The 20,792-nt window shown below is 39.2% G+C and carries 21 protein-coding genes; 2 read left to right on the forward strand and 19 right to left on the reverse strand.

Translation table 11 applies throughout. The features are described 5' to 3' along the window. Positions 1 to 87: 87 nt before the first annotated feature. From iscX to trmJ, 9 genes are all read right to left on the reverse strand, one after another. Positions 88 to 282: a Fe-S cluster assembly protein IscX gene (gene iscX / locus D7029_RS12915; protein WP_006533441.1), complete on the reverse strand. Its 195-nt coding sequence runs from the start codon at positions 280 to 282 to the stop codon at positions 88 to 90. Between the two features lie 15 nt (positions 283 to 297). Continuing rightward, positions 298 to 633 (reverse strand): ISC system 2Fe-2S type ferredoxin, encoded by a 336-nt coding sequence (gene fdx / locus D7029_RS12920; RefSeq protein WP_006533442.1) that lies wholly within the window; start codon positions 631 to 633, stop codon positions 298 to 300. A 2-nt stretch (positions 634 to 635) separates the two neighbouring features. Further along, positions 636 to 2,486: a Fe-S protein assembly chaperone HscA gene (gene hscA / locus D7029_RS12925; protein ID WP_194950868.1), complete on the reverse strand. Its 1,851-nt coding sequence runs from the start codon at positions 2,484 to 2,486 to the stop codon at positions 636 to 638. An 11-nt stretch (positions 2,487 to 2,497) separates the two neighbouring features. Next, the gene (gene hscB / locus D7029_RS12930) at positions 2,498 to 3,019 is read right to left on the reverse strand and encodes a co-chaperone HscB (RefSeq protein ID WP_088495053.1); all 522 of its coding nucleotides are present in this window, start codon (positions 3,017 to 3,019) and stop codon (positions 2,498 to 2,500) included. Positions 3,020 to 3,067: 48 nt separating this feature from the next. Further along, positions 3,068 to 3,391 carry an iron-sulfur cluster assembly protein IscA gene (gene iscA, locus D7029_RS12935; protein ID WP_006533446.1) on the reverse strand — a complete coding sequence of 108 codons (324 nt, stop codon included), beginning with the start codon at positions 3,389 to 3,391 and terminating at the stop codon, positions 3,068 to 3,070. An 89-nt stretch (positions 3,392 to 3,480) separates the two neighbouring features. Then, the gene (iscU, locus tag D7029_RS12940) at positions 3,481 to 3,867 is read right to left on the reverse strand and encodes a Fe-S cluster assembly scaffold IscU (RefSeq protein WP_023581622.1); all 387 of its coding nucleotides are present in this window, start codon (positions 3,865 to 3,867) and stop codon (positions 3,481 to 3,483) included. A gap of 24 nt (positions 3,868 to 3,891) precedes the next feature. Continuing rightward, on the reverse strand, positions 3,892 to 5,106 hold the full coding sequence (locus tag D7029_RS12945; protein ID WP_072063243.1) for an IscS subfamily cysteine desulfurase: 1,215 nt from the start codon (positions 5,104 to 5,106) through the stop codon (positions 3,892 to 3,894). Between the two features lie 68 nt (positions 5,107 to 5,174). Then, a complete protein-coding gene (gene iscR / locus D7029_RS12950) occupies positions 5,175 to 5,669 on the reverse strand; it encodes a Fe-S cluster assembly transcriptional regulator IscR (protein ID WP_006533450.1) in 495 nt (164 codons plus the stop codon). 131 nt (positions 5,670 to 5,800) lie between these two features. After that, a complete protein-coding gene (gene trmJ, locus D7029_RS12955; protein WP_088495051.1) occupies positions 5,801 to 6,529 on the reverse strand; it encodes a tRNA (cytosine(32)/uridine(32)-2'-O)-methyltransferase TrmJ in 729 nt (242 codons plus the stop codon). A gap of 124 nt (positions 6,530 to 6,653) precedes the next feature. On the opposite strand from trmJ, the gene suhB reads away from it, so the two are divergent. Then, entirely contained in the window at positions 6,654 to 7,457 is an 804-nt protein-coding gene (gene suhB, locus D7029_RS12960; protein WP_023581619.1) for an inositol-1-monophosphatase, read from the forward strand. Positions 7,458 to 7,522: 65 nt separating this feature from the next. Here suhB and D7029_RS12965 read toward each other — a convergent pair whose 3' ends face one another. The 4 genes from D7029_RS12965 to glyA form a co-directional block, all read right to left on the reverse strand. Continuing rightward, entirely contained in the window at positions 7,523 to 8,194 is a 672-nt protein-coding gene (locus tag D7029_RS12965; RefSeq protein ID WP_194950869.1) for a CerR family C-terminal domain-containing protein, read from the reverse strand. Positions 8,195 to 8,220: 26 nt separating this feature from the next. Beyond that, positions 8,221 to 9,489 (reverse strand): M24 family metallopeptidase, encoded by a 1,269-nt coding sequence (locus D7029_RS12970; protein WP_194950870.1) that lies wholly within the window; start codon positions 9,487 to 9,489, stop codon positions 8,221 to 8,223. Positions 9,490 to 9,656: 167 nt separating this feature from the next. Next, complete coding sequence (locus D7029_RS12975; RefSeq protein ID WP_194950871.1) at positions 9,657 to 10,811, reverse strand: 3-phenylpropionate MFS transporter; 1,155 nt, start codon at positions 10,809 to 10,811, stop codon at positions 9,657 to 9,659. Between the two features lie 92 nt (positions 10,812 to 10,903). Further along, a complete protein-coding gene (glyA, locus tag D7029_RS12980) occupies positions 10,904 to 12,157 on the reverse strand; it encodes a serine hydroxymethyltransferase (protein WP_088495048.1) in 1,254 nt (417 codons plus the stop codon). Positions 12,158 to 12,523: 366 nt separating this feature from the next. Here glyA and hmpA point away from each other — a divergent pair, with 366 nt between their 5' ends. Next, positions 12,524 to 13,723: an NO-inducible flavohemoprotein gene (gene hmpA, locus D7029_RS12985; protein ID WP_194950872.1), complete on the forward strand. Its 1,200-nt coding sequence runs from the start codon at positions 12,524 to 12,526 to the stop codon at positions 13,721 to 13,723. 90 nt (positions 13,724 to 13,813) lie between these two features. On the opposite strand, the gene D7029_RS12990 is transcribed toward hmpA, so the two are convergent. The 6 genes from D7029_RS12990 to D7029_RS13015 all read right to left on the reverse strand — a co-directional run bounded on the left by D7029_RS12990 (position 13,814) and on the right by D7029_RS13015 (position 20,611). Next, the gene (locus D7029_RS12990; RefSeq protein ID WP_194950873.1) at positions 13,814 to 14,461 is read right to left on the reverse strand and encodes a hypothetical protein; all 648 of its coding nucleotides are present in this window, start codon (positions 14,459 to 14,461) and stop codon (positions 13,814 to 13,816) included. A gap of 274 nt (positions 14,462 to 14,735) precedes the next feature. Then, positions 14,736 to 15,074, reverse strand: a complete 339-nt coding sequence (gene glnB, locus D7029_RS12995) for a nitrogen regulatory protein P-II (protein WP_023581614.1) — start codon at positions 15,072 to 15,074, stop codon at positions 14,736 to 14,738. Between the two features lie 15 nt (positions 15,075 to 15,089). Beyond that, positions 15,090 to 16,706: an NAD+ synthase gene (locus tag D7029_RS13000; protein WP_088495045.1), complete on the reverse strand. Its 1,617-nt coding sequence runs from the start codon at positions 16,704 to 16,706 to the stop codon at positions 15,090 to 15,092. Between the two features lie 73 nt (positions 16,707 to 16,779). Beyond that, positions 16,780 to 18,117, reverse strand: coding sequence for a two-component system response regulator GlrR (glrR, locus tag D7029_RS13005; RefSeq protein ID WP_023581612.1), 1,338 nt, complete (start codon positions 18,115 to 18,117; stop codon positions 16,780 to 16,782). Between the two features lie 11 nt (positions 18,118 to 18,128). Then, on the reverse strand, positions 18,129 to 19,163 hold the full coding sequence (gene qseG, locus D7029_RS13010; protein WP_228766683.1) for a two-component system QseEF-associated lipoprotein QseG: 1,035 nt from the start codon (positions 19,161 to 19,163) through the stop codon (positions 18,129 to 18,131). After that, positions 19,163 to 20,611, reverse strand: coding sequence for a sensor histidine kinase (locus D7029_RS13015; RefSeq protein ID WP_194950874.1), 1,449 nt, complete (start codon positions 20,609 to 20,611; stop codon positions 19,163 to 19,165). The genes qseG and D7029_RS13015 overlap by 1 nt, the downstream gene beginning before the upstream one ends. Between the last annotated feature and the right edge of the window lie 181 nt (positions 20,612 to 20,792).

The following is a 20,792-nucleotide window of genomic DNA, read 5'->3' on the forward strand; positions in this document are numbered from 1 at the left end:
TTAAATCACTGACAAGGTGGAATGTAAAAGGTCATAATGCAAAAAGACCGGCAATAAGCCAGTCTTTTAAGTTTACGGTGTCGTCAATTATTCAAATTCATCAAGCCAAACAAGTAAAATAGCTTCAAGAATTTTTTCATTGGATTTCTGTGGATCATCATCAAAATCTTCTAAATCACAAATCCACTGATGCATATCAGTAAAGCGTACTGTTTTAGGATCAGTGTCAGGGTAAAGATCAAATAACGCTTCCCCTATTTCACGCGTGTCACTCCATTTCATGCTCGACTCCTAAAATTAATGCTCTCTTGCGTGGTTAATCGAATATTTAGGGATCTCAACAACTAAATCTTCGTCAGTCACTTTTGCTTGGCAACTTAAGCGGCTTTCAGGCTCTAAACCCCACGCTTTATCTAACATGTCGTCTTCAAGCTCAGAGCTCTCTTCTAGTGAATCAAAACCTTCACGCACTACACAGTGACAAGTTGTACATGCACAAGACATTTCACAAGCATGTTCAATCTCGATACCGTTGCGTAATGCGACATCTAGAATAGACTCACCTTCTGTTGCGTCAACAACAGCACCTTCAGGGCACAGTGTGCTATGGGGTAAAAATACAATTTTAGGCATAGTTATATCTCATCCACAGAATGACCTGCCAACGCTTGTCGAATAGATGAATCCATACGACGCGCTGCAAAATCCTGAGTTTGCTTATCCAGTAGTTTAATCGCGTTTTCAATAGCAACAGGATCTGTTCCTTCAACGCTCTCTATTAAGGTATCTACAACTTTGTCGATAGCCGTTTTCTCATCTTCATTTAACAGATGAGCATCTTCTTCTAATGCTGCGGTTAAACTTTCTAACACACGAGCTGCTTCGACTTTTTGCTCGGCTAAACGACGAGCTTGTAAATCTTCTTGGGCATTTTCCATCGAAGATTGGATCATCTTAGCGATTTCAGTATCACTAAGACCATAAGAAGGCTTGACCTGTACTGAGGCTTCAACACCCGTTGATTTTTCCATCGCACTAACACTAAGTAAGCCATCCGCATCAACTTGGAATGTGACACGAATATGTGCGCCACCGGCAGCCATTGGCGGAATTCCACGCAGTGTAAAACGAGCAAGAGAACGACAATCGCTCACCATTTCACGCTCACCTTGAACGACGTGAACACTCATTGCGGTTTGACCATCTTTGAATGTCGTAAATTCCTGTGCTCTGGCAACAGGAATAGTGGTATTGCGAGGGATCACTTTCTCAACTAATCCGCCCATTGTTTCAAGGCCAAGAGAAAGAGGAATAACATCCAGCAATAGCATTTCGCTATCCGGTTTATTACCCACCAAAATATCAGCTTGGATTGAAGCACCAATGGCAACCACTTTATCTGGATCAATAGAAGTTAAAGGTTCACGTTTAAAATAATCACCAACCATTTGACGAACCAATGGTACACGCGTTGAACCACCAACCATAACCACTTCTAAAACTTCATCTATTTCAACATCTGCGTCTTTTAATGCGCGGCGAACAGATAATAGTGTACGCTTCACTAATGATTGAATTAATGATTCAAACTCAGCTCGAGTGATCTCACCTTTCCATCCATTAATGTTGATATCCGTAACATCATTATCACTCAATGCAATTTTAGTTTCTGACGCAACATCCAGTAATTGACGTTGTAATACAGCATCTTTTTGATGTCCAAAACCAGCACGTTCTCTTATCCAATCTGCCAGCATCATATCAAAATCATCGCCACCTAACGCGGTATCACCGCCAGTCGCTAAGACTTCAAAAACACCTTTAGTTAAACGAAGAACAGAGATATCAAAAGTACCACCACCTAAGTCATAAACAACGATGGTGCCTTCTTTTCCTGAATCTAGACCATAGGCAATAGCAGCTGCTGTAGGTTCGTTTAATAAACGTAAAACATGCAAACCAGCACGACGAGCGGCTTCTTTTGTGCCTTGACGTTGAGCATCATCAAAATAAGCGGGTACAGTAACAACAACACCATCAAGTTCGCCACCTAATGATTGTGTTGCACGTTCAGCCAATGTTTTTAAGATGTCAGAAGAGACTTGAATAGGATCAACAATACCTGCCGCTGTTTTGATCAGCGGTAAACCATTGTCATTTTCATGAAAATGATAAGGAAGGTTTGGATAACGGCTTGTCACATCACTCAGTGAGCGACCCACCATTCTTTTAATTGAGCTTATCGTGTTAGCAGGATCTTTTTCTGCTTCTTTTTTAGCATTCCAACCAACGTTGATATTATCAACTTGATACTGCACGACAGATGGCAATAAATAGCGACCTTCGTTGTCAGAAAGCGCTTCGGCTTGCCCACTACGTACAGTGGCAACTAATGAGTGTGTCGTACCTAAATCAATACCCGCTGCAAGCCGGCGCTGATGCGGTGCAGGCGTTTGACCTGGTTCACTAATTTGTAATAATGACATAACTATTTCCCTTAAAAACCATCAAACAAGCGTTCTTCAAGTTGTTCTACTTGCTCTTTTAATTTCGCGAGAAAACGCAATTTTCTCACATTATCTGCAGCAACATCCCAAGTTTGATCCTCTAGCGTTTTGACCATTTCATCATGGCGTACTGTGTACATTTTTTCTAAACGCGCAGAAAAATCGGCTAACAAACTTTCGGCTTCAGCACTGTGTTCGATGTTATCCAGCTCTTCACGTAATGTGAGTTGCTCCATTAAAAAAGCAGTATCGTGCATCGTTTGTTGCTCATTAGCAATATCGATACCGTGTAATGAGAGCATGTATTCAGCTCTTGAGAGTGGATTTTTTAAGGTCTGATAAGCCTGATTGATGGTTGAAGCAAGCGAGATTGCTTGAGCCTGTTCTTTTTCAGACTGACCTGCAAAACGATCTGGGTGATATTGACGCTGCATATCTTGATAACGTGTAGCAAGTTGCTGTTTATCAATATCAAAACGATTAGGCATGCCTAATAGTGTGAAATAGTCCATACATCTACTCTTGGATTAATTAACGTTAATACTGTGTTTTAACACAAATTACACAGTGAAGCTTTCACCACAACCACACTCATTCGATACATTTGGGTTGTTAAATTTAAAGCCTTCGTTTAATCCTTCTTTGACGAAATCAAGCTCTGTTCCATCTAAATAGACCATGCTTTTACCATCAACGATAACTTTCACACCTTTGTCTTCAAAAACAGTATCTTCGTCATTGATGACATCAGCAAACTCAAGAACATAAGCCATTCCAGAACAACCGGATGTTCTTACGCCTAAACGTAAACCTTCACCTTTTCCACGGTTAGATAGGAAAGAGCGAACACGATTAGCGGCGGATTCTGTAAGGGAAATTGACATGGCACACCTCACTCATAAAGAACGAAAGCGGATACTGAAAAAAAGTTTCAGCATCCGCCAATATTTTATTTTTTTATTATAAAAGACAATTACTTGCCTTGGCGTTTGCTTTTATAGTCTGCAATCGCTGCTTTTATTGCATCTTCTGCAAGAATTGAACAGTGAATTTTCACTGGTGGTAATTCTAATTCTTCGGCAATTGCTGTGTTCTTAATAGATTCGGCTTCATCTAATGTTTTGCCTTTCATCCATTCTGTTACCAGTGAACTTGATGCAATTGCTGAACCACAACCATAAGTTTTAAAACGCGCATCTTCAATTACGCCATTATCGTCAACTTTGATTTGCAGTTTCATAACGTCACCACAAGCAGGTGCGCCAACCATACCACTCCCTACAGTAGGGTCATTATTATCAAATGATCCCACATTACGAGGGTTTTCATAATGATCAATTACTTTATCGCTATAAGCCATGATTTAACTCCTGAAAACGTCTGATTAATGGTGAGACCATTCGATACTGTTGATATCAACACCTTGTTTATGCATATCCCAAAGTGGAGAAAGATCACGTAAGCGACCAATTGCACTGTGGATTTGTTCAATTGCATAATCTATTTCTTCTTCTGTGGTGAAACGACCCAGAGAGAAGCGAATAGAACTGTGTGCAAGTTCATCAGTTAAACCTAACGCACGCAGTACATAAGAAGGTTCTAAACTTGCTGAAGTACAGGCTGAGCCTGAAGAAACAGCAAGATCTTTCAGTGCCATCATTAATGATTCACCTTCAACATAGTTGAAGCTCACATTAAGAATGTTTGGCGCAGTGTGTTCTAAAGAACCGTTGATATAAACTTCTTCGATATCTTTAATGCCATTCCATAAACGCAAACGTAATTCGTTTAAGCGTTTAGTTTCATCAGCCATTTCTTCTTTCAAAATACGGTAAGCTTCGCCCATACCCACAATTTGGTGAACGGCTAATGTACCTGAACGCATACCACGCTCATGTCCGCCACCATGCATTTGTGCTTCTAAACGAATACGTGGTTTACGACGAACATAAAGTGCACCGATACCCATAGGACCGTAAACTTTATGCGCAGAAAGAGAAAGTAAATCAACTTTTAACTTAGAAAGATCAATCGGTAATTTACCAACGCTTTGTGTTGCGTCTACATGGTAAATAATACCTTTGCTACGGCATAATTCACCGATAGCAGCAATATCTTGTACAACACCAATTTCGTTATTTACATGCATGATAGAAACTAAAATAGTGTCTTCACGCATCGCTTCTTCAAGCTCTTTCAGGTCAATTAGACCATCACTTTTTGGTGCTAAATAAGTGACTTCAAAACCTTCACGCTCAAGTTGACGACAAGTGTCTAAAATGGCTTTATGTTCGGTTTTTGAAGTGATGATGTGCTTACCTTTTTTCTGGTAAAAGTTAGCAACACCTTTTAGTGCGAGGTTATCAGCTTCAGTTGCGCCTGATGTGAATACGATTTCACGAGGATCTGCACCGATTAAATCAGCAATCTGATTACGTGCAATATCAATAGCTTCTTCTGCTTGCCAACCAAAACGGTGTGAACGAGAGGCTGGGTTACCAAAAATGCCATCAATAGTCAGGCATTGCATCATTTTTTCAGCAACTCGTGGATCAACAGGAGTGGTTGCTGAATAATCTAGATAAATGGGTAATTTCATTGCTCACTAACTCCAAAGACGACGGATCTTCTTTAATAATTTTGTTTTTGCCTACCTAGAGATCGCCGTTAAACTCGCATATTAACAATGGTTTCTTGTAAACGACCATTAATAGCATGGCGTTTTTCATTGTCTTGACGATCGGCGACATCCATAACCTCTTCGTTATTTACTAACTCTTCAAGGCTGATACTGCTTAGGAAACTGGTTATACGATCACTTAAATCACGCCACAAAGTATGAGTCAGGCAACGATCGCCACCTTGACAACCTTCTTTGTTACCCTGACAACGGGTAGCATCGACAGATTCATCAACCGCAGAAATAACTTGAGCAACAAAAATTTGTCCTGCATCACGACCTAATAAATAGCCGCCACCAGGACCACGAACACTTGCGACTAATTCATTTTTGCGCAAACGTGAGAAAAGCTGCTCAAGATAAGAAAGGGAAATCCCTTGACGCTCTGAAATATCAGCGAGGGGGACAGGGCCTTGCTGTGAATGCAATGCAACATCAAGCATTGCAGTAACTGCGTAACGCCCTTTTGATGTCAGTCTCATAACAAATACTCCGTGGTGAACAATAATCAAATTGTGTCATTCCCGAGTAATTTAGTCAACTATTTATCCGAGTGTTTTAGTCAAGTATTATACTCAGCCAAAAGTTGACTTAAGTTAATCAACTTTGCCCTCTATTTCTTAGCCCATTTCTCAACTGACGTCAGGATACCACGTAAGATATGAAGCTCTTGTGTTTCTGGGCGCGCACGCGTAAATAGACGGCGTAAACGGCTCATCACTTGTCCCGGATGTTTAGGACGAATAAAACCAGATTCATTAAGCACCTGCTCTAAATGAACGTAAAAACGTTCTATATCATCTGCTGGTGGATAATCAATCTCTGATGGGCTATTTTCCTCTTGTTTTTCTTCTTGGGCAAGTGCTGCCATACGAATTTCATAACTAACAAGCTGAACAGCCATCGCTAAATTTAAAGAACCATATTCTGGATTAGTCGGAACATACAGATGAAAATCACATTTTTGTAATTCTTCATTAGTTAAACCTGTGCGTTCACGGCCAAAAATAACAGCAACAGGCTTATTTTTAGCTTCCATAACGCAACGCTCACCACATTCACGAGGTGCAAGCATTGGCCAAGAAAGTGTACGGCTACGGGCGCTTGTTCCTATGACTAAACCACAGCCTTCAATCGCTTCATCGATACTATTAACAATATGTGCATTGCCAATAACATCACTTGCACCTGCTGATAGGGCAATAGAATGTGAATCTGGTTTTTCTTTTGGATTAACAAAATAAAGATTGGTTAATCCCATGGTTTTCATAGCACGAGCTGTAGAGCCCATATTGCCTGTATGCGAGGTTTCTACAAGGATGATGCGAATATTTTCTAACATTGATTTCTTGTTAATTGCTTTGTGATCCATCTATTTTATCACAATTGTAGCCAGAAACACGAATGCCTGTTATACTCTCGCACGTTTTTTATCCCCGTTCTTTAACATCTTGTGGAAGATAACCATGCATCCGATGCTGAATATTGCCATACGTGCCGCACGTAAGGCTGGTAATTTAATCGCCAAAAATTACGAAAATCCTGAATCTGTAGAAACTAATCAGAAAGGTACCAATGATTTTGTCACTAACGTTGACCGTGACGCAGAACAAGCAATCATTGAAATCATCCGTAAATCTTATCCAAAACACACCATTATTACGGAAGAAAGTGGCGAGTTACTCGGTGAAGATCACGACATACAATGGGTTATTGATCCACTTGATGGCACGACTAACTTCATTAAACGTCTTCCACACTTCTCTGTTTCTATTGCTGTACGCATTAAAGGCCGTACTGAAGTGGCTGTTGTTTACGATCCTATGCGTAACGAATTATTCTCAGCCGTTCGTGGTCAAGGTGCACAGTTAAATGGTTATCGTCTACGTGGCTCTAACGCTCGCGATTTAGACGGTGCAGTTCTTGCGACTGGTTTCCCATTCAAAAGCAAACAACATTCAGCTGCTTACATGAATATGTTAGGTAAACTGTTTGTACCTTGTGCTGATTTCCGCCGCACTGGTTCAGCAGCTTTAGATTTAGCTTATGTTGCAGCTGGTCGTGTTGATGGTTTCTTTGAGATTGGCTTAAAACCTTGGGATTTCTTAGGTGGCGAATTAATCGCTCGTGAAGCAGGTGCTATCGTTTCTGACTTTACTGGTAATCATGGCTACCTACAAACAGGTAATATTGTTGCAGGTAATCCACGTGTTGTCAGAGCATTATTAGCTGAAATTCGTAGTGAATTAACAGATGCATTAAAACGTTAATTTCGTTGATACGAATAAAATATATACAAAGAAAAAGACCATAATATTATGGTCTTTTTTATTACCTACTGATTTATTGTTAATAGTGCATTTACTGATAATTGGCTAATTTCTTGGGCTATTTTATCTAATAACTGCGATGTCATTTCCTGTTTATCAATACGTAATAAAAATGCTTTTCTCGCGATCACAAACCCAAGTATTTGCCCAATAACGGCATGAGCACGAATAGTAGTCGTTAATGTGTCACTCTTTTTATCGATTAATTCGATAAGATGAGATAGTCGTAAATGAAAAGGCTCAATTAAATTACGATAAATCAGCTCATAATTTTCAGTTGGCTCCAGTTGCTCACGTAAAATCAACTGACTGTAATAATGGCGTTCAGGTGCTAATAAAGCGCGCGTTAATCCCGAGACTAATAAAGGGATCAGAGAAGCAAGTAATTCACGATCTAACTCATTTTCTTTTAATAAAAACTGAAGCTTATTATCAAATTGGTCAAAATGAATTTCTGACGCTAATTCTGTCGCAATATATTGAATAACGGCAGTATAAACGCCTAGTTTTCCACCAAAATGATAAGGAATTGCTGATTGATTAACACCAGCATCCTGCGCAAGTTGTCTCGTTCTCAACCCACTAATTCCGTGTAGTGCAAAAAGCTTAATACCTTCTTGTACTAACTTTTCTTGAGTCTGTTCTGTACTTATCGCGGTTTTACTGGTGTTTTTCATTGTTTATTAACTATTTATTATTAGGCTTATAAATCAGCCCGCATTAATTGTGTTGAGTTTGAATTTAACTCAATCCCTTTACATTTACCAACTACAACCGTACCACCTAAGTTACATAAGTGATGACCAAAGCCACAGTTAGGTTCAAACGCAAACGTCATGCCCTCTTGTAATACAAGCTCTCGACCCGGGTTTGGTAATCGTTCAATTTGTTTATAACGACTCGCCAATGGTAATGATTCGATACCCGGAGCAGTACCAAAACCAATAGGTCCATAAGGATTGATGCTATGGATAAGAGGATGCACATGCCATCCCCCTGATTGTAATAATGGTTTTTCCATTAAATCAACCACTTCACCAAAAGTAATGCCTGCCTTTAAATGCTCAACACCTATTTCATAGCATTCACGAGCAACCAAAGCGGCTTTTTCTAAATTATCATGAATTTTCCCCACTGCAACAGCGGCTTGGTGTTGTGTTTCATACATCCCATATAAAGCGAAAATTTCTGATAACACAATGTCGCCCATTTGAATTTCACGAGGTGCTTGTGAGCGATATTGCCAAGCAGGAGGACCCCAACCGATATACTCAGAGCCTGATCCCATTAGAATTTCAGCCGTAAACCCACCTCTGGATAAGCAAGTTGCAGTAATCGCAGCTGCAAGATCAGCTTCTGTCGCCCCAGGTCTGGTTGTGACGCGCATTGTTTCACTCATTGCTTCACCAATAGCGGCGGCATATCTTACATGTGTCAGTTCTTCTTCACTTTTAACGGATGCACGTTTAAAGAAATCACGATAAACACAACTAAATTTCGCATAAGGGAATGCATCCTTAATACCGTTTAGAGTATTAAATGGCATTGCACCATCAAAATAGAATGGAGGATAAGGCTCTAAGCCAATAACACCAATATGTGCATTTTGTTGCACACCCATTTCTTTTAGTAATTGAGCAATATTACGCCCTGTTTTTCCTACAACAAGATTATCTTCATCAATCCACTGCAAATCACCACGTAGCTTTGCTTGCATATGATCGGCGATCATCATTGGTGCAAAAGTGACTATCAATGGTTTTTTATCTTCATGAAAAATAACAACCGATCCTAGTCGGTCATTTGTAAAATAGTGATCAATACAAAATGGTGCCGGCGCGGCGGATTCTCTATCACCATAGACAATCAATGTATCTAACTGATTATCTTTCATAATATCTCTAGCTAACAGCCAGCGTCTGTCTCTTTCTTGTAAAGAAAAACTGGCTGGGATCACTGATTTATTGTTCATAACAATACCTTTTTTGCATTCATTCATTTGAATGAATTAAATCTAAACCTAATATTTAGAATGGTCAATTATTCGTTTGATCAAAAAATGCGCTTTTAAAGGAGAAAATAAAAAGATCTGCAATATCAAGGGACATTACAGATCTTAATTTTTATAAAATAGAGAAATTAGGTATTTTGAGGTTGTACTCTTGGTCTGATAAACATAGCAGGGATCGTTAATGCTGCCATTAACCAGAAGATCAACGACTCTTGATTAGGAAGTTTTTCATACAACCAACCAGAGACAATGGTCATGATCGCAATACTTCCACCCATCGCCAAAGCCGAATACACCGCTTGTAGACGAATAATTTCGTGCTCTTGACGTGCACTAATAAAGCGCATTGCCGCTAAATGGCACACCGTAAACGTACCACTATGTAAGATTTGAACAACAATAAGTGCGGGTAATGCGGTAAAACTACCCATTAACCCCCAACGTAAAAGTCCAGCAAAAGCAGAAAGTAAGAGTAGATTTCTTGCGCTCCAGCGGCGGAATAAACGATGGCTGAGCATAAAAACAACCACCTCTGAAACCACACCTAATGACCAAAGATAGCCGATTGTTGCGGTGTCATACCCTGCTTTTTCCCAATAAAGTGCACTAAAACCATAATAAGCAGCGTGCGCACCTTGCAGTAAAGAGACACACAACAGAAAACGCCAAACTGGTCCATCTGAAATGAGTTTCATAAAAGACACATTGCTGTGTTCTGCTTTTTTCACTTTACCCTGTGGCATAACTTTAGGGCGGAGCATAGATGTCAGGAATAGTGCAAAAGTACTGGCAATCAATCCATAAAGAATAATGGGATGTCCAAAAGCATCAATTAAAACACCTAGCAATGATGAGCTAATAATAAAAGCGATTGAGCCCCAAACGCGGATTTTCCCATAGTCAAAAGGAAACTGTTTTTGCCACGTTCCAGCTAGAGAATCCCCTAAAGGCACCATCGGTGAAAAGAAAACGTTAAATCCTGTCATTACAAAGAATAACCATGCCCAATGGCTACCCATCATAAATGCAACAGTAAAAAGTAATGAGAGAAAAGCAAACAATCTCAATGCAGTAATAAGTTTTGACGGATCCTTTACCGCAGGCGTTAAAATTAGGCTACCAACAAAACGTGCGGTTAAACCTACACCTAATAACAGACCTATCATTGCAGGATCGACACCCTCACCTTTTAGCCATATGGACCAAAAGGGTAAAAAGATGCCGTATGAAAAGAAATAGGTAAAATAATCTAAGGCAAGCCACAATGTTGATGGAATAACCATCCAATCCCCCATTTTTAAGATGCAAAAAAACCCGCCAAGAACAAGTTCTCGAAGCGGGCTTGTACAACGGGTTTTATTATATCGTTACAAACTTATGCGTAAACTGGAAATTTAGCGCAGATATCCAAGACTTTTTGTTTCACTTTCTCAATGTTCGCTTCATCATTGATATTATCAAGGACATCACACATCCAACCGGCTAATTCACGAGCTTCCGCTTCTTTAAAACCACGACGTGTAATCGCTGGAGAACCGATACGAACACCAGAAGTTACAAATGGGCTACGTGGATCATTTGGTACGCTGTTTTTGTTAACAGTGATATTTGCACGACCCAGTGCAGCATCTGCATCTTTACCTGTAATATCTTTATCAACTAAATCTAATAAAAACAGGTGGTTTTCAGTTCCGCCAGACACTACTTTATAACCGCGATCTAAGAAAACTTCTACCATTGCTTTCGAGTTTTTAGCAACTTGTTGCTGATAAACTTTAAATTCTGGCTCCATAGCTTCTTTTAATGCAACCGCTTTACCTGCAATAACATGCATTAAAGGGCCACCTTGAGAGCCAGGGAATACAGCAGAGTTCAGTTTTTTATAAAACTCTTCATCGCCACCTTTAGCAAGGATAAGACCACCGCGTGGACCTGCTAAAGTTTTATGGGTTGTTGTTGTAACAACATGTGCATGAGGAACAGGGTTAGGATAAACACCTGCTGCAACCATACCTGCAACGTGAGCCATATCAACAAATAAGAATGCACCAATACTGTCTGCGATTTCGCGCATTTTAGCCCAATCAACCAGACCAGAATAAGCAGAGAATCCGCCAATGATCATTTTTGGTTGATGTTTTTTAGCTTGAATAGCGATATCTTCGTAATCAATTTTACCTGATTCATCAATACCATAAGGTACGATGTTATACAGTTTACCAGAGAAGTTAACTGGTGAACCATGAGTTAAGTGACCGCCTTGCGCTAAGTTCATACCTAAAACAGTATCACCTGGTTTTAACAATGCCATATAGACAGCGGCATTCGCTTGAGAGCCTGAGTGAGGCTGTACGTTAGCGTAATCTGCACCAAATAATGCTTTTGCACGATCGATAGCCAGTTGCTCTACAACATCCACATACTCACAACCACCGTAGTAACGTTTCCCCGGATAGCCTTCAGCATATTTATTTGTCAGCTGAGATCCCTGCGCCTGCATAACACGAGGGCTGGTATAGTTTTCAGAAGCAATAAGTTCGATGTGCTCTTCTTGACGAGTCACTTCACCTTCCATTGCATTCCATAATTCTGGATCGTAATCAGCAATATTCATTTCACGTTTTAACATTCACATCTCCTGACTCAGCTAACTTCACTAAAGACAAACTCCCATGCGGGAGAAAGAATGGCATACAGTGTAAACTCTTTTTCTTCATTGAGATAGCCCCTAATGAAAAAATACGCAATCGTTTGCCATCCAACTATAACAGCACATTATTACTTTTTAACAACCCAATTTTATCCTGTACTTATTCCCCTTTTTGAGGCACATCTCGCCTTATTTTGCAAACACCCCGCATCATTCTCTAAGAATTGAGATTTTTTGTTAAAAAATAAAAACAGAGATTTACAAAATAATCAAAAAGAGATAAGTTGCATATAAAATACAATTTATAAAAATTCACAATAAACTGAAAATCTTTCAGGAGCAATTATGTTAGATGCACAAACTATCGCGACAATTAAATCAACCATTCCCCTCATTGCTAAAACGGGTCCTGCATTAACCGCCCACTTTTATGACCGAATGTTTTCTCGCCATCCAGAATTAAAAGATATTTTCACCATGAGCCATCAAAGCAGTGGCGCACAACGCGAAGCCTTATTTAATGCGATATGCGCTTATGCGACGAACATTGAAAACTTAGCCACCATTTTGCCTGCCGTTGAGAAAATTGCACAAAAACATGTCAGTTTAAATATTCTTCCTGAGCACTATCCCATCGTCGGTGAAAATTTATTAGCAACAATTGATGAGATGTTTAGTCCTGGACAAGAGGTGTTAGATGCTTGGGGAGCAGCTTATCAAGTATTGGCTGATGTCTTTATCAATCGTGAAGAACAAATTTATCAGCAAAAAGAACAAACAAGCGGCGGTTGGAGAGGATTACGAAACTTTAAAGTTAAACATAAAGTAAAACAAAGTGATGTCATTACCAGTTTTGAATTAGAGCCAGAAGATGGACTTTCTGTGACTCCTTATCAAGCTGGACAATATTTAAGCCTTTATATCCGTGATGAGCGCCTTGAAAATCAAGAAATACGTCAATATTCATTAACTCAATCATCAAATAATAAAACCTATCGCATTGCAGTAAAACGCGAAGATAAAGGTATTTTATCGAGTTTTCTTCATGACCATATTCAAGAAGGTGATACTTTGCAAGTTGCCGCACCAGGGGGCGATTTCTATTTAGATGTATCACCAACAACCCCCGTAACCTTAATTTCAGCAGGTGTAGGTTTAACGCCAATGCTGTCGATGTTGCACACACTTTCAGCTCATCAAGCTAATATTAATTGGTTACATGCGGCTGAACATGGTGGCGTTCATGCGTTTAAAGATGAGGTTAATCAAGTCAGCAATCAACTTTCACACTATCAACAAGCGATATGGTATCGCACACCACGCACTGAAGATGTACAAAATAAAGATTATCAATTCGAAGGTTTAATGACATTAAAACAAGTTGAAGATTGGTTAGCTATTCCTGATATGCATTTCTATTTTTGTGGCCCATTACCTTTTATGCAATCTGTTGCTAAACAACTTATGGAACTGGGTATTAATAGTGAAAAGCTTCATTATGAATGTTTTGGTCCTCATGCTGTTATTACACAAGACTTACAATAAAAATACCTTCATTAACGTTCAATTTTAAATTGAATAAAAAAAGCGCTGGTTATATTTATCAGCGCTTTTCTTGGTTATTTCACTACCTTTTTATGGTCGATATTTATTTTCAATCGCAGCGGGAATAACATGATCTTTGGCAGAAAAACCATACCAAATAACACTAATTAAACAGAGCGTATAACCAAATAATTCACTGCCTTCTTCCACCATATTTTTAACGGCGCGGTTATAATCCTCACCCAATAATTTATGCCAAAGTATTCCCATGCCAAATAGACGAGAGAACAATAAAATACATAATAAACCAGCAACTAACATCCCATGGCTTGGGTGAGTAATGAAGTGAATTAAGCCTTTTAACGTTCTTTTACCTTCTCTAATTGCAATAGCAATACAAATAAATGTCACCGTTAGAGCAAACCAAACCCAAGATCCGTGTGCAATCTGATCAAAAACACCATCTAACTCACGAATTAAAATACACAAGAAAAAGCCCATAATAAGCGTGAACGCTCCCCGTTGTTCACTGTTCTGGCATGCTTTAATAAAAAAGAATAAGCAAATAATGGCGACGATGATTTCTTGACCTAATTCAGTTACTGACGTTTCAGAAATACCATTATCAAGAACTAAAATATCAAGAAAAATAAATCCCGTTGTGATAGCGATTAACACTGCTGCACATAAAAATAAAGCGAGACGCTTTAATAAATAATTAAACACTATTTTGCCCATACCTTAATAATTTTTTAATATGATGATAATAACTTTCCTTAAAAGTTATTGAATAACATTTTGTGCCTTAAAGTTCATAAAAAATAGTAAAATAAATTGTTCAGTATCTTCAATAGACTTGCATAAGATATAAATAGCATTATAGGCAAAACATTAAAAAATGAATTATGCGCAAGAAAAAGAAAAAGCCCGATATTTTGATTAAAAATATCGGGCTTTAATAAAAATAAATAATATAAATATTTGGCTTAAGTTTAATTACTATATAGCTTAACTAAATAGCCTCTTCGTCTTGTTCGCCAGTACGAATACGAATAACACGACTCACATCGAAGACAAAAATCTTACCATCACCAATTTTACCTGTTTGTGCCGTTGTCATAATTGTATCTACACAAGTTTCAACAATTTCATCAGAGACAACAATTTCAATCTTCACTTTAGGTAAAAAATCGACCATGTATTCAGCACCGCGGTAAAGCTCAGTATGCCCTTTTTGGCGACCAAAACCTTTCACTTCTGTTACGGTCATTCCCGTGATACCCACTTCGCCGAGTGCTTCTCTTACATCATCTAATTTAAACGGCTTAATTATCGCTTCAATTTTTTTCATCGTATTATCCTGCTATTACCAGTTGTGGCGACCAAAACCGCTTGTAATTGGGTATCTGCGATCTTTACCAAAATTACGACTTGTAATACGTGGCCCAACAGGGGCTTGACGTCGCTTGTATTCATTAATATCGACTAATTTTATCACTTTACGGACAGTCGCTTCATCAAATCCAGCCGCAACTAAATCAGATACAGATTTATCTTGCTCAACATAGCCTTCAAGAATGGCATCCAAAATATCATAAGGAGGCAGATTATCTTGGTCTGTTTGTCCCGGTGCAAGTTCTGCTGATGGTGGTCTATCAATAACACGCTGAGGAATAGCAGGTGAAAGTGTATTACGATATTTAGAAAGCTCGAATACTAATGTTTTAGGTACATCTTTTAGTACATCAAAACCACCAGCCATATCACCATACAATGTGGAATACCCCACAGCTGATTCACTTTTATTGCTTGTAGTTAATACTAAACGACGGCGTTTATTCGACATTGCCATTAAAATAACAGCGCGACAACGTGCTTGTAGATTTTCCTCTGTAGTATCTGCGGCAGTATCTTTAAACATAGGTGCAAGCTGCGCCATAAAAGCATCAAACATAGGTTCAATAGAAACCGTATCAAACTCAACACCTAATAAATCTGCTTGCTCTTTAGCGTCATGAATACTCATTTCTGAAGTATAACGAAATGGCATCATAACAGCCTGAACACTCTCTTTGCCTAAAGCATCAGCGGCGATAGCAACGGTTAATCCAGAGTCAATACCACCAGATAACCCTAGAATAGCCCCTTTAAAACCGTTCTTAGTGACGTAATCACGCGTTGCAAGTACTAATGCTTGATAAACTTGCGCTAAAGGTGAAAGTTCTGGAGCAGGATCTGCCATTGGGATAATGTTTAATTCGTCGAATTCAACAATAGCAGTCTGTTCATCAAATGCAGCTAAACGATGTGTAATAGCACCCCGTTCATCAAATACTTTTGAACAACCATCAAATACCAACTCATCCTGACCACCAATTTGGTTAAGATAGATCACTGGAAGGTGTGTTCTTTGGCAATGTTCTTTAATGAGCTGTGTACGAACATGCGGTTTTTCACGATTATAAGGTGAAGCATTAATAGATAGAACGAGATCAGCACCCGCTTGTTTTAATGCATCAATAGGTTCATTGATCCAGATATCTTCACAAATTAACAAACCTAAGTGATAACCTTTAAACGGAACCACACAACGCTCATTTCCTTGTTGGAAATAACGCTTCTCATCAAACACACCATAATTAGGTAATTGCTGTTTGAAATAACGCGCTTGTAATTCACCTTTATAGAAAAATGAAAGTGCGTTATAAATTTTGCCGTTTTGCCACCAAGGATGACCAACAACAATCGCTATTTTTTTGCTTGCTTGTTCTAAACGCGTAAGTTGTGTTTCACAACGCTGTTGGAAATCAGGACGAAATAGCAGATCTTCAGGAGAGTAACCGCATAAAGCCAGCTCAGAAAACATGACCAGATCGGCATCTTCTTGTGCTTTAACGGTAGATAACATGCGTTCGCAGTTACCTTCAATATCACCAACAACCCAATTAAGTTGAGCCATGGCGAGTTTTAGTTTACGACTCATAAAAATTAGTCTCTCCGCTATCTTCCGCATAAAAGGAAAGTTAGTTTAAAAATATATTCGTTATCTGAAAAGGTTATTCTTTAAAATCATTCGCATCTAGCTCATGACGAGATAACAATTTATAAAACTCAGTTCGATTGCGCCCAGCCATACGTGCAGCTTGAGTCACATTGCCTTTTGTCATTTGCAAAAGCTTTCTCAAATAGGTCATTTCAAAATGACCTCTTGCTTCTGCAAATGTGGGCAGCGCCGTATTTTCACCTTGTAAGGCCTGTGTTACAAGCGCTTCACTAATCACGGGGGCTGTTGTTAATGCAACACATTGCTCAATAACGTTAACTAATTGACGCACATTACCCGGCCAACTTGCTGTCATTAAGCATTTCATCGCATCGGTTGAAAAGCTTCGGACAAAAGGTTTATGGCGTTTCGCTGACTCTCTCAATAAGTGATTAGCAAGAATAGGAATATCTTCAGCTCTCTCACTTAATGTCGGAATACGTAAATTAACCACATTTAAACGATAGAACAGATCTTCACGAAATTCATTACGTTCCATCGCTTTAGGTAAATCACGATGCGTTGCAGAAAGGATACGTACATCAATATCAATATCGCGATTACTGCCTAATGGGCGAACTTTTCGCTCTTGTAAAACACGTAATAATTTAACTTGCAATGCCATTGGCATGTCGCCAATTTCATCTAAAAATAGAGTGCCCCCTTCGGCTGCCTGAAATAATCCTTCACGACTACTCACAGCTCCTGTAAAAGCACCTTTCGCATGACCAAATAGTTCAGATTCTAAAAGTTGCTCAGGTAAGGCACCACAGTTAATAGCAATAAAAGGTTTTTTCGCTCTAGGGCTTGCGCGATGAATGGCTTGAGCAAGAACTTCTTTACCCGTACCGCTTTGACCATTGATAAGCACACTGACATCAGATTGAGCGACTAGTTTTGCTTGTTCTAATAAACGTAACATTTGCGGGCTACGTGTCACGATATCTTTTGACCACTCTTCATCTGAAACAATAGTGACAAGTTCCAGCGCTTCATCAATCGCTTTATAAAGTGCGTCTCTATCAACGGGTTTAGTTAAGAAGCTAAATACACCTTGCTGTGTTGCAGCTACAGCATCAGGAATAGAGCCATGAGCCGTAAGAATGATCACCGGCATGCCAGGTTGTTGCCGTTGTATCTCAGCAAACAACGCCATCCCATCCATTTCATCCATTCGGAGATCGCTGATAACAAGGTCTATTTTTTCTTTTAAGAGAAGTTTTAGTGCTTCTTGTCCACTTTCAGCGGTGAAGATATGAAAACCCTCACTTGTTAATCGCATACCAAGTAACTTTAATAACCCAGGATCGTCATCGACAAGTAAAAGATTTGCTGATTTATGGCCAGCCATGCACATTCTCCTTATTTAGATCCTGCTTCAGTCGGTTTTGAGTCTTGTGTGTCAGTTTTGACTGGCTCTGGTTTTACCGCCTCAGGTTTCGTAGATTCTGGTTTTGAAGGCTCTGGTTTAACCGCTGTTGCAGAAGGTTGTTTTTCCTCACCCTTTGGCTTCTCTGTTATCGATTGCGTCGAAACGGGTTTTTCAGCTGGTTTTTCAACAGTTGTTTTTTCGGTAACAGGTTTCTCTGCATTCACTTTTTCTGTTTCCGTAGATGCTGTTGTTGCACTTTCCGCTAAATCTTCATTTTGGGATAGCGAATCAACAGAGCCACTCTGTTTTCTATTCGATAACTGCCGTTCAATTTGGGTAAGGCTTTCAAGCTTTTTCAATGTGACACTTAGTTCATGCTGTAACGCATTATTCTCTTTTCTTAGCGCATCAATTCTATTATCTGTTTCAGTGGTTAAACGACGATAACGATTCTTTTCTTCCGCTAAAGAGAGAATAAGCGTTTGGTTCTCAATCCATGTCGATAATAGAACTCGCATAGAACTCGGAAATTGTAATTTATAGCTTTCTAATAACACTAATTGTGTTCGACGATCGGCAATCGTCATTCCCGCACGCTCTAATAAAATACTTTTATAAAATGCATCATCCCATCCAGTAACAACAACACTGTTTGCTTGGCGTTGTGCTTCCGTCGTCATTATGCGGTTTGTACATTCAATGGCACGTAACCAATAAAGCGCGTTATTGATGCCTTCATCATAAAATGAGCTCAATGTTTTACATTCAGCCCAGCGATAATCAATCGTTTTTTGTTTAACAACGGGGATTTCTGGCTCTGGCTCTTGTGCCTCAGTTAGCGACTTTGGTGTACACCCTGAAAGAACCAGTGGGAACATAATAAACAAGAAACACTGTTTCCAATTTAATGCGATTTTTCTAGTCGATGCAGGGGCCATAGATAACAATTCAATACCAAGCATCTTCTTATTTATTTTTTTATACTCATGGTGAGGAGATGCTTGTTTTTGTGACCTGATTTGCATTATTTAATCTCAGAAAGTAGCGGTAATTCAATACGAAAACAGACATCGGCATAGTCAGAAGGAACAACACTTAATTCACCTTCCATTCTCTTGATACAGTCATGAGCAATACTTAAACCTAAACCACTGCCTTTTACAGCTCCTTTGCGTAGCAAAGATCCTTGGAAAAAGGGTTCAAAAATCATTTTTTGTTCAGATTCAGGGATAGGTGTTCCTTTATTGGCTATATCAATAACTATTTTCTGTTCAACTTGATAACTAGAGATCCAGATATTACCTGATTCAGCACCATAGTGCACCGCATTCGAGTAGAGATTGTCGATAACTCGTGATAATAATGTTGCCTCTGCTCGACAAGTGGTTAGATTAAGTGAAATTATCGTTTTAATATCTTTAGCTCTCGCAGGTAAACTGTGGGCTAATACCACATCATTCACTAATTGAGTCAAGTTAATTTCTTCGATTTGTTGAGGAACTTCAGAAAGTTTACGATTGTAATCAAGTAGTTGTTCAATTAATAACTGTAACTGCTTGCTGCTATTATCGAGAATTGAAACGACTTCTTTTTGATCTAGAGTTAAAGGACCCGCAACTTCATCAGCTAATAATTCCGTACCTTCTCGCATACTGGCTAACGGTGTTTTCAACTCATGAGAAATATGGCGCAAAAATTCATGTCGTTGTGATTCAAGCCATGCTAAACGCTCACTTAACCAAATAATACGTTGTGCTAATGAACGTAACTCTCGTGGCCCTTGAAAAGTATCTAAATTATTATTGAGTGTTCGACCTTCGCCTAATCGATTGATCATCTTTTCGATCCCTTTAACTGGGCCGATAATCATTCGAGTAAATAGCGCAATGAGGATCAAGCTGAAAACAAAAACGATAAGGCTTTGCCAGCCGAAATAGCGCCCTTTCTCAGCGATTGCCATCTGAAGTTGTTCGCCACGGCTAAAAATAATCTCTTTAGTTAATACAACAATACGGTTATTGGCATAAGAGAACTGTTCTAGGGCTTGTTGCATCTCTTTTGTGGGTTCGCTGCTTTCGCATTGAATGGATTTTAGTTTTTCAAGAGAGGTATTAAGCACATTCGCTTCTTTAGAGGCAGAAAGAGGAATAATGGTTTGTTGTAATGTCGAGAAGAGTTTGGTGTATTGCTGGTAGCGTTGCTGATACATATCATCATCGGTTTTATCCCGTAAAACACAATACCGACGATAGTTTCCTTCCATTTCAATCGCTAGATTTCGCATCACTTCACTGCGTTCAGTATCTGCAAGTGCATTTTTATTAGTAATAGCCGCCTGATTACTTAGTTGATCAAGACTTTGATAGGCCTGATAAGCAAGTACAAGTAAAGGTAATAGCACCATCCAAAATGCCATTATCACGAGCTGTCTTAAAGAACGAGGGAAAATACGCCACTTTTTCAATGAAATCATCTCAACACCTATTAGAGTAATGCGATGCTACATGACTTGATAACAAGAAAAAAGTCCGACATGGGGAAAATCAGGCATAGAGAACAAACACAAACGAGGAAATTTGACAGGCTCTAGAAGTGGGAGAGCGGAATATCTTATTGAGATATTCCGCTCGTCAATATTTCATCTCTTTTTTCTC

Source organism: Proteus vulgaris, assembly GCF_016647575.1.
Lineage (GTDB): Bacteria > Pseudomonadota > Gammaproteobacteria > Enterobacterales > Enterobacteriaceae > Proteus > Proteus mirabilis_B.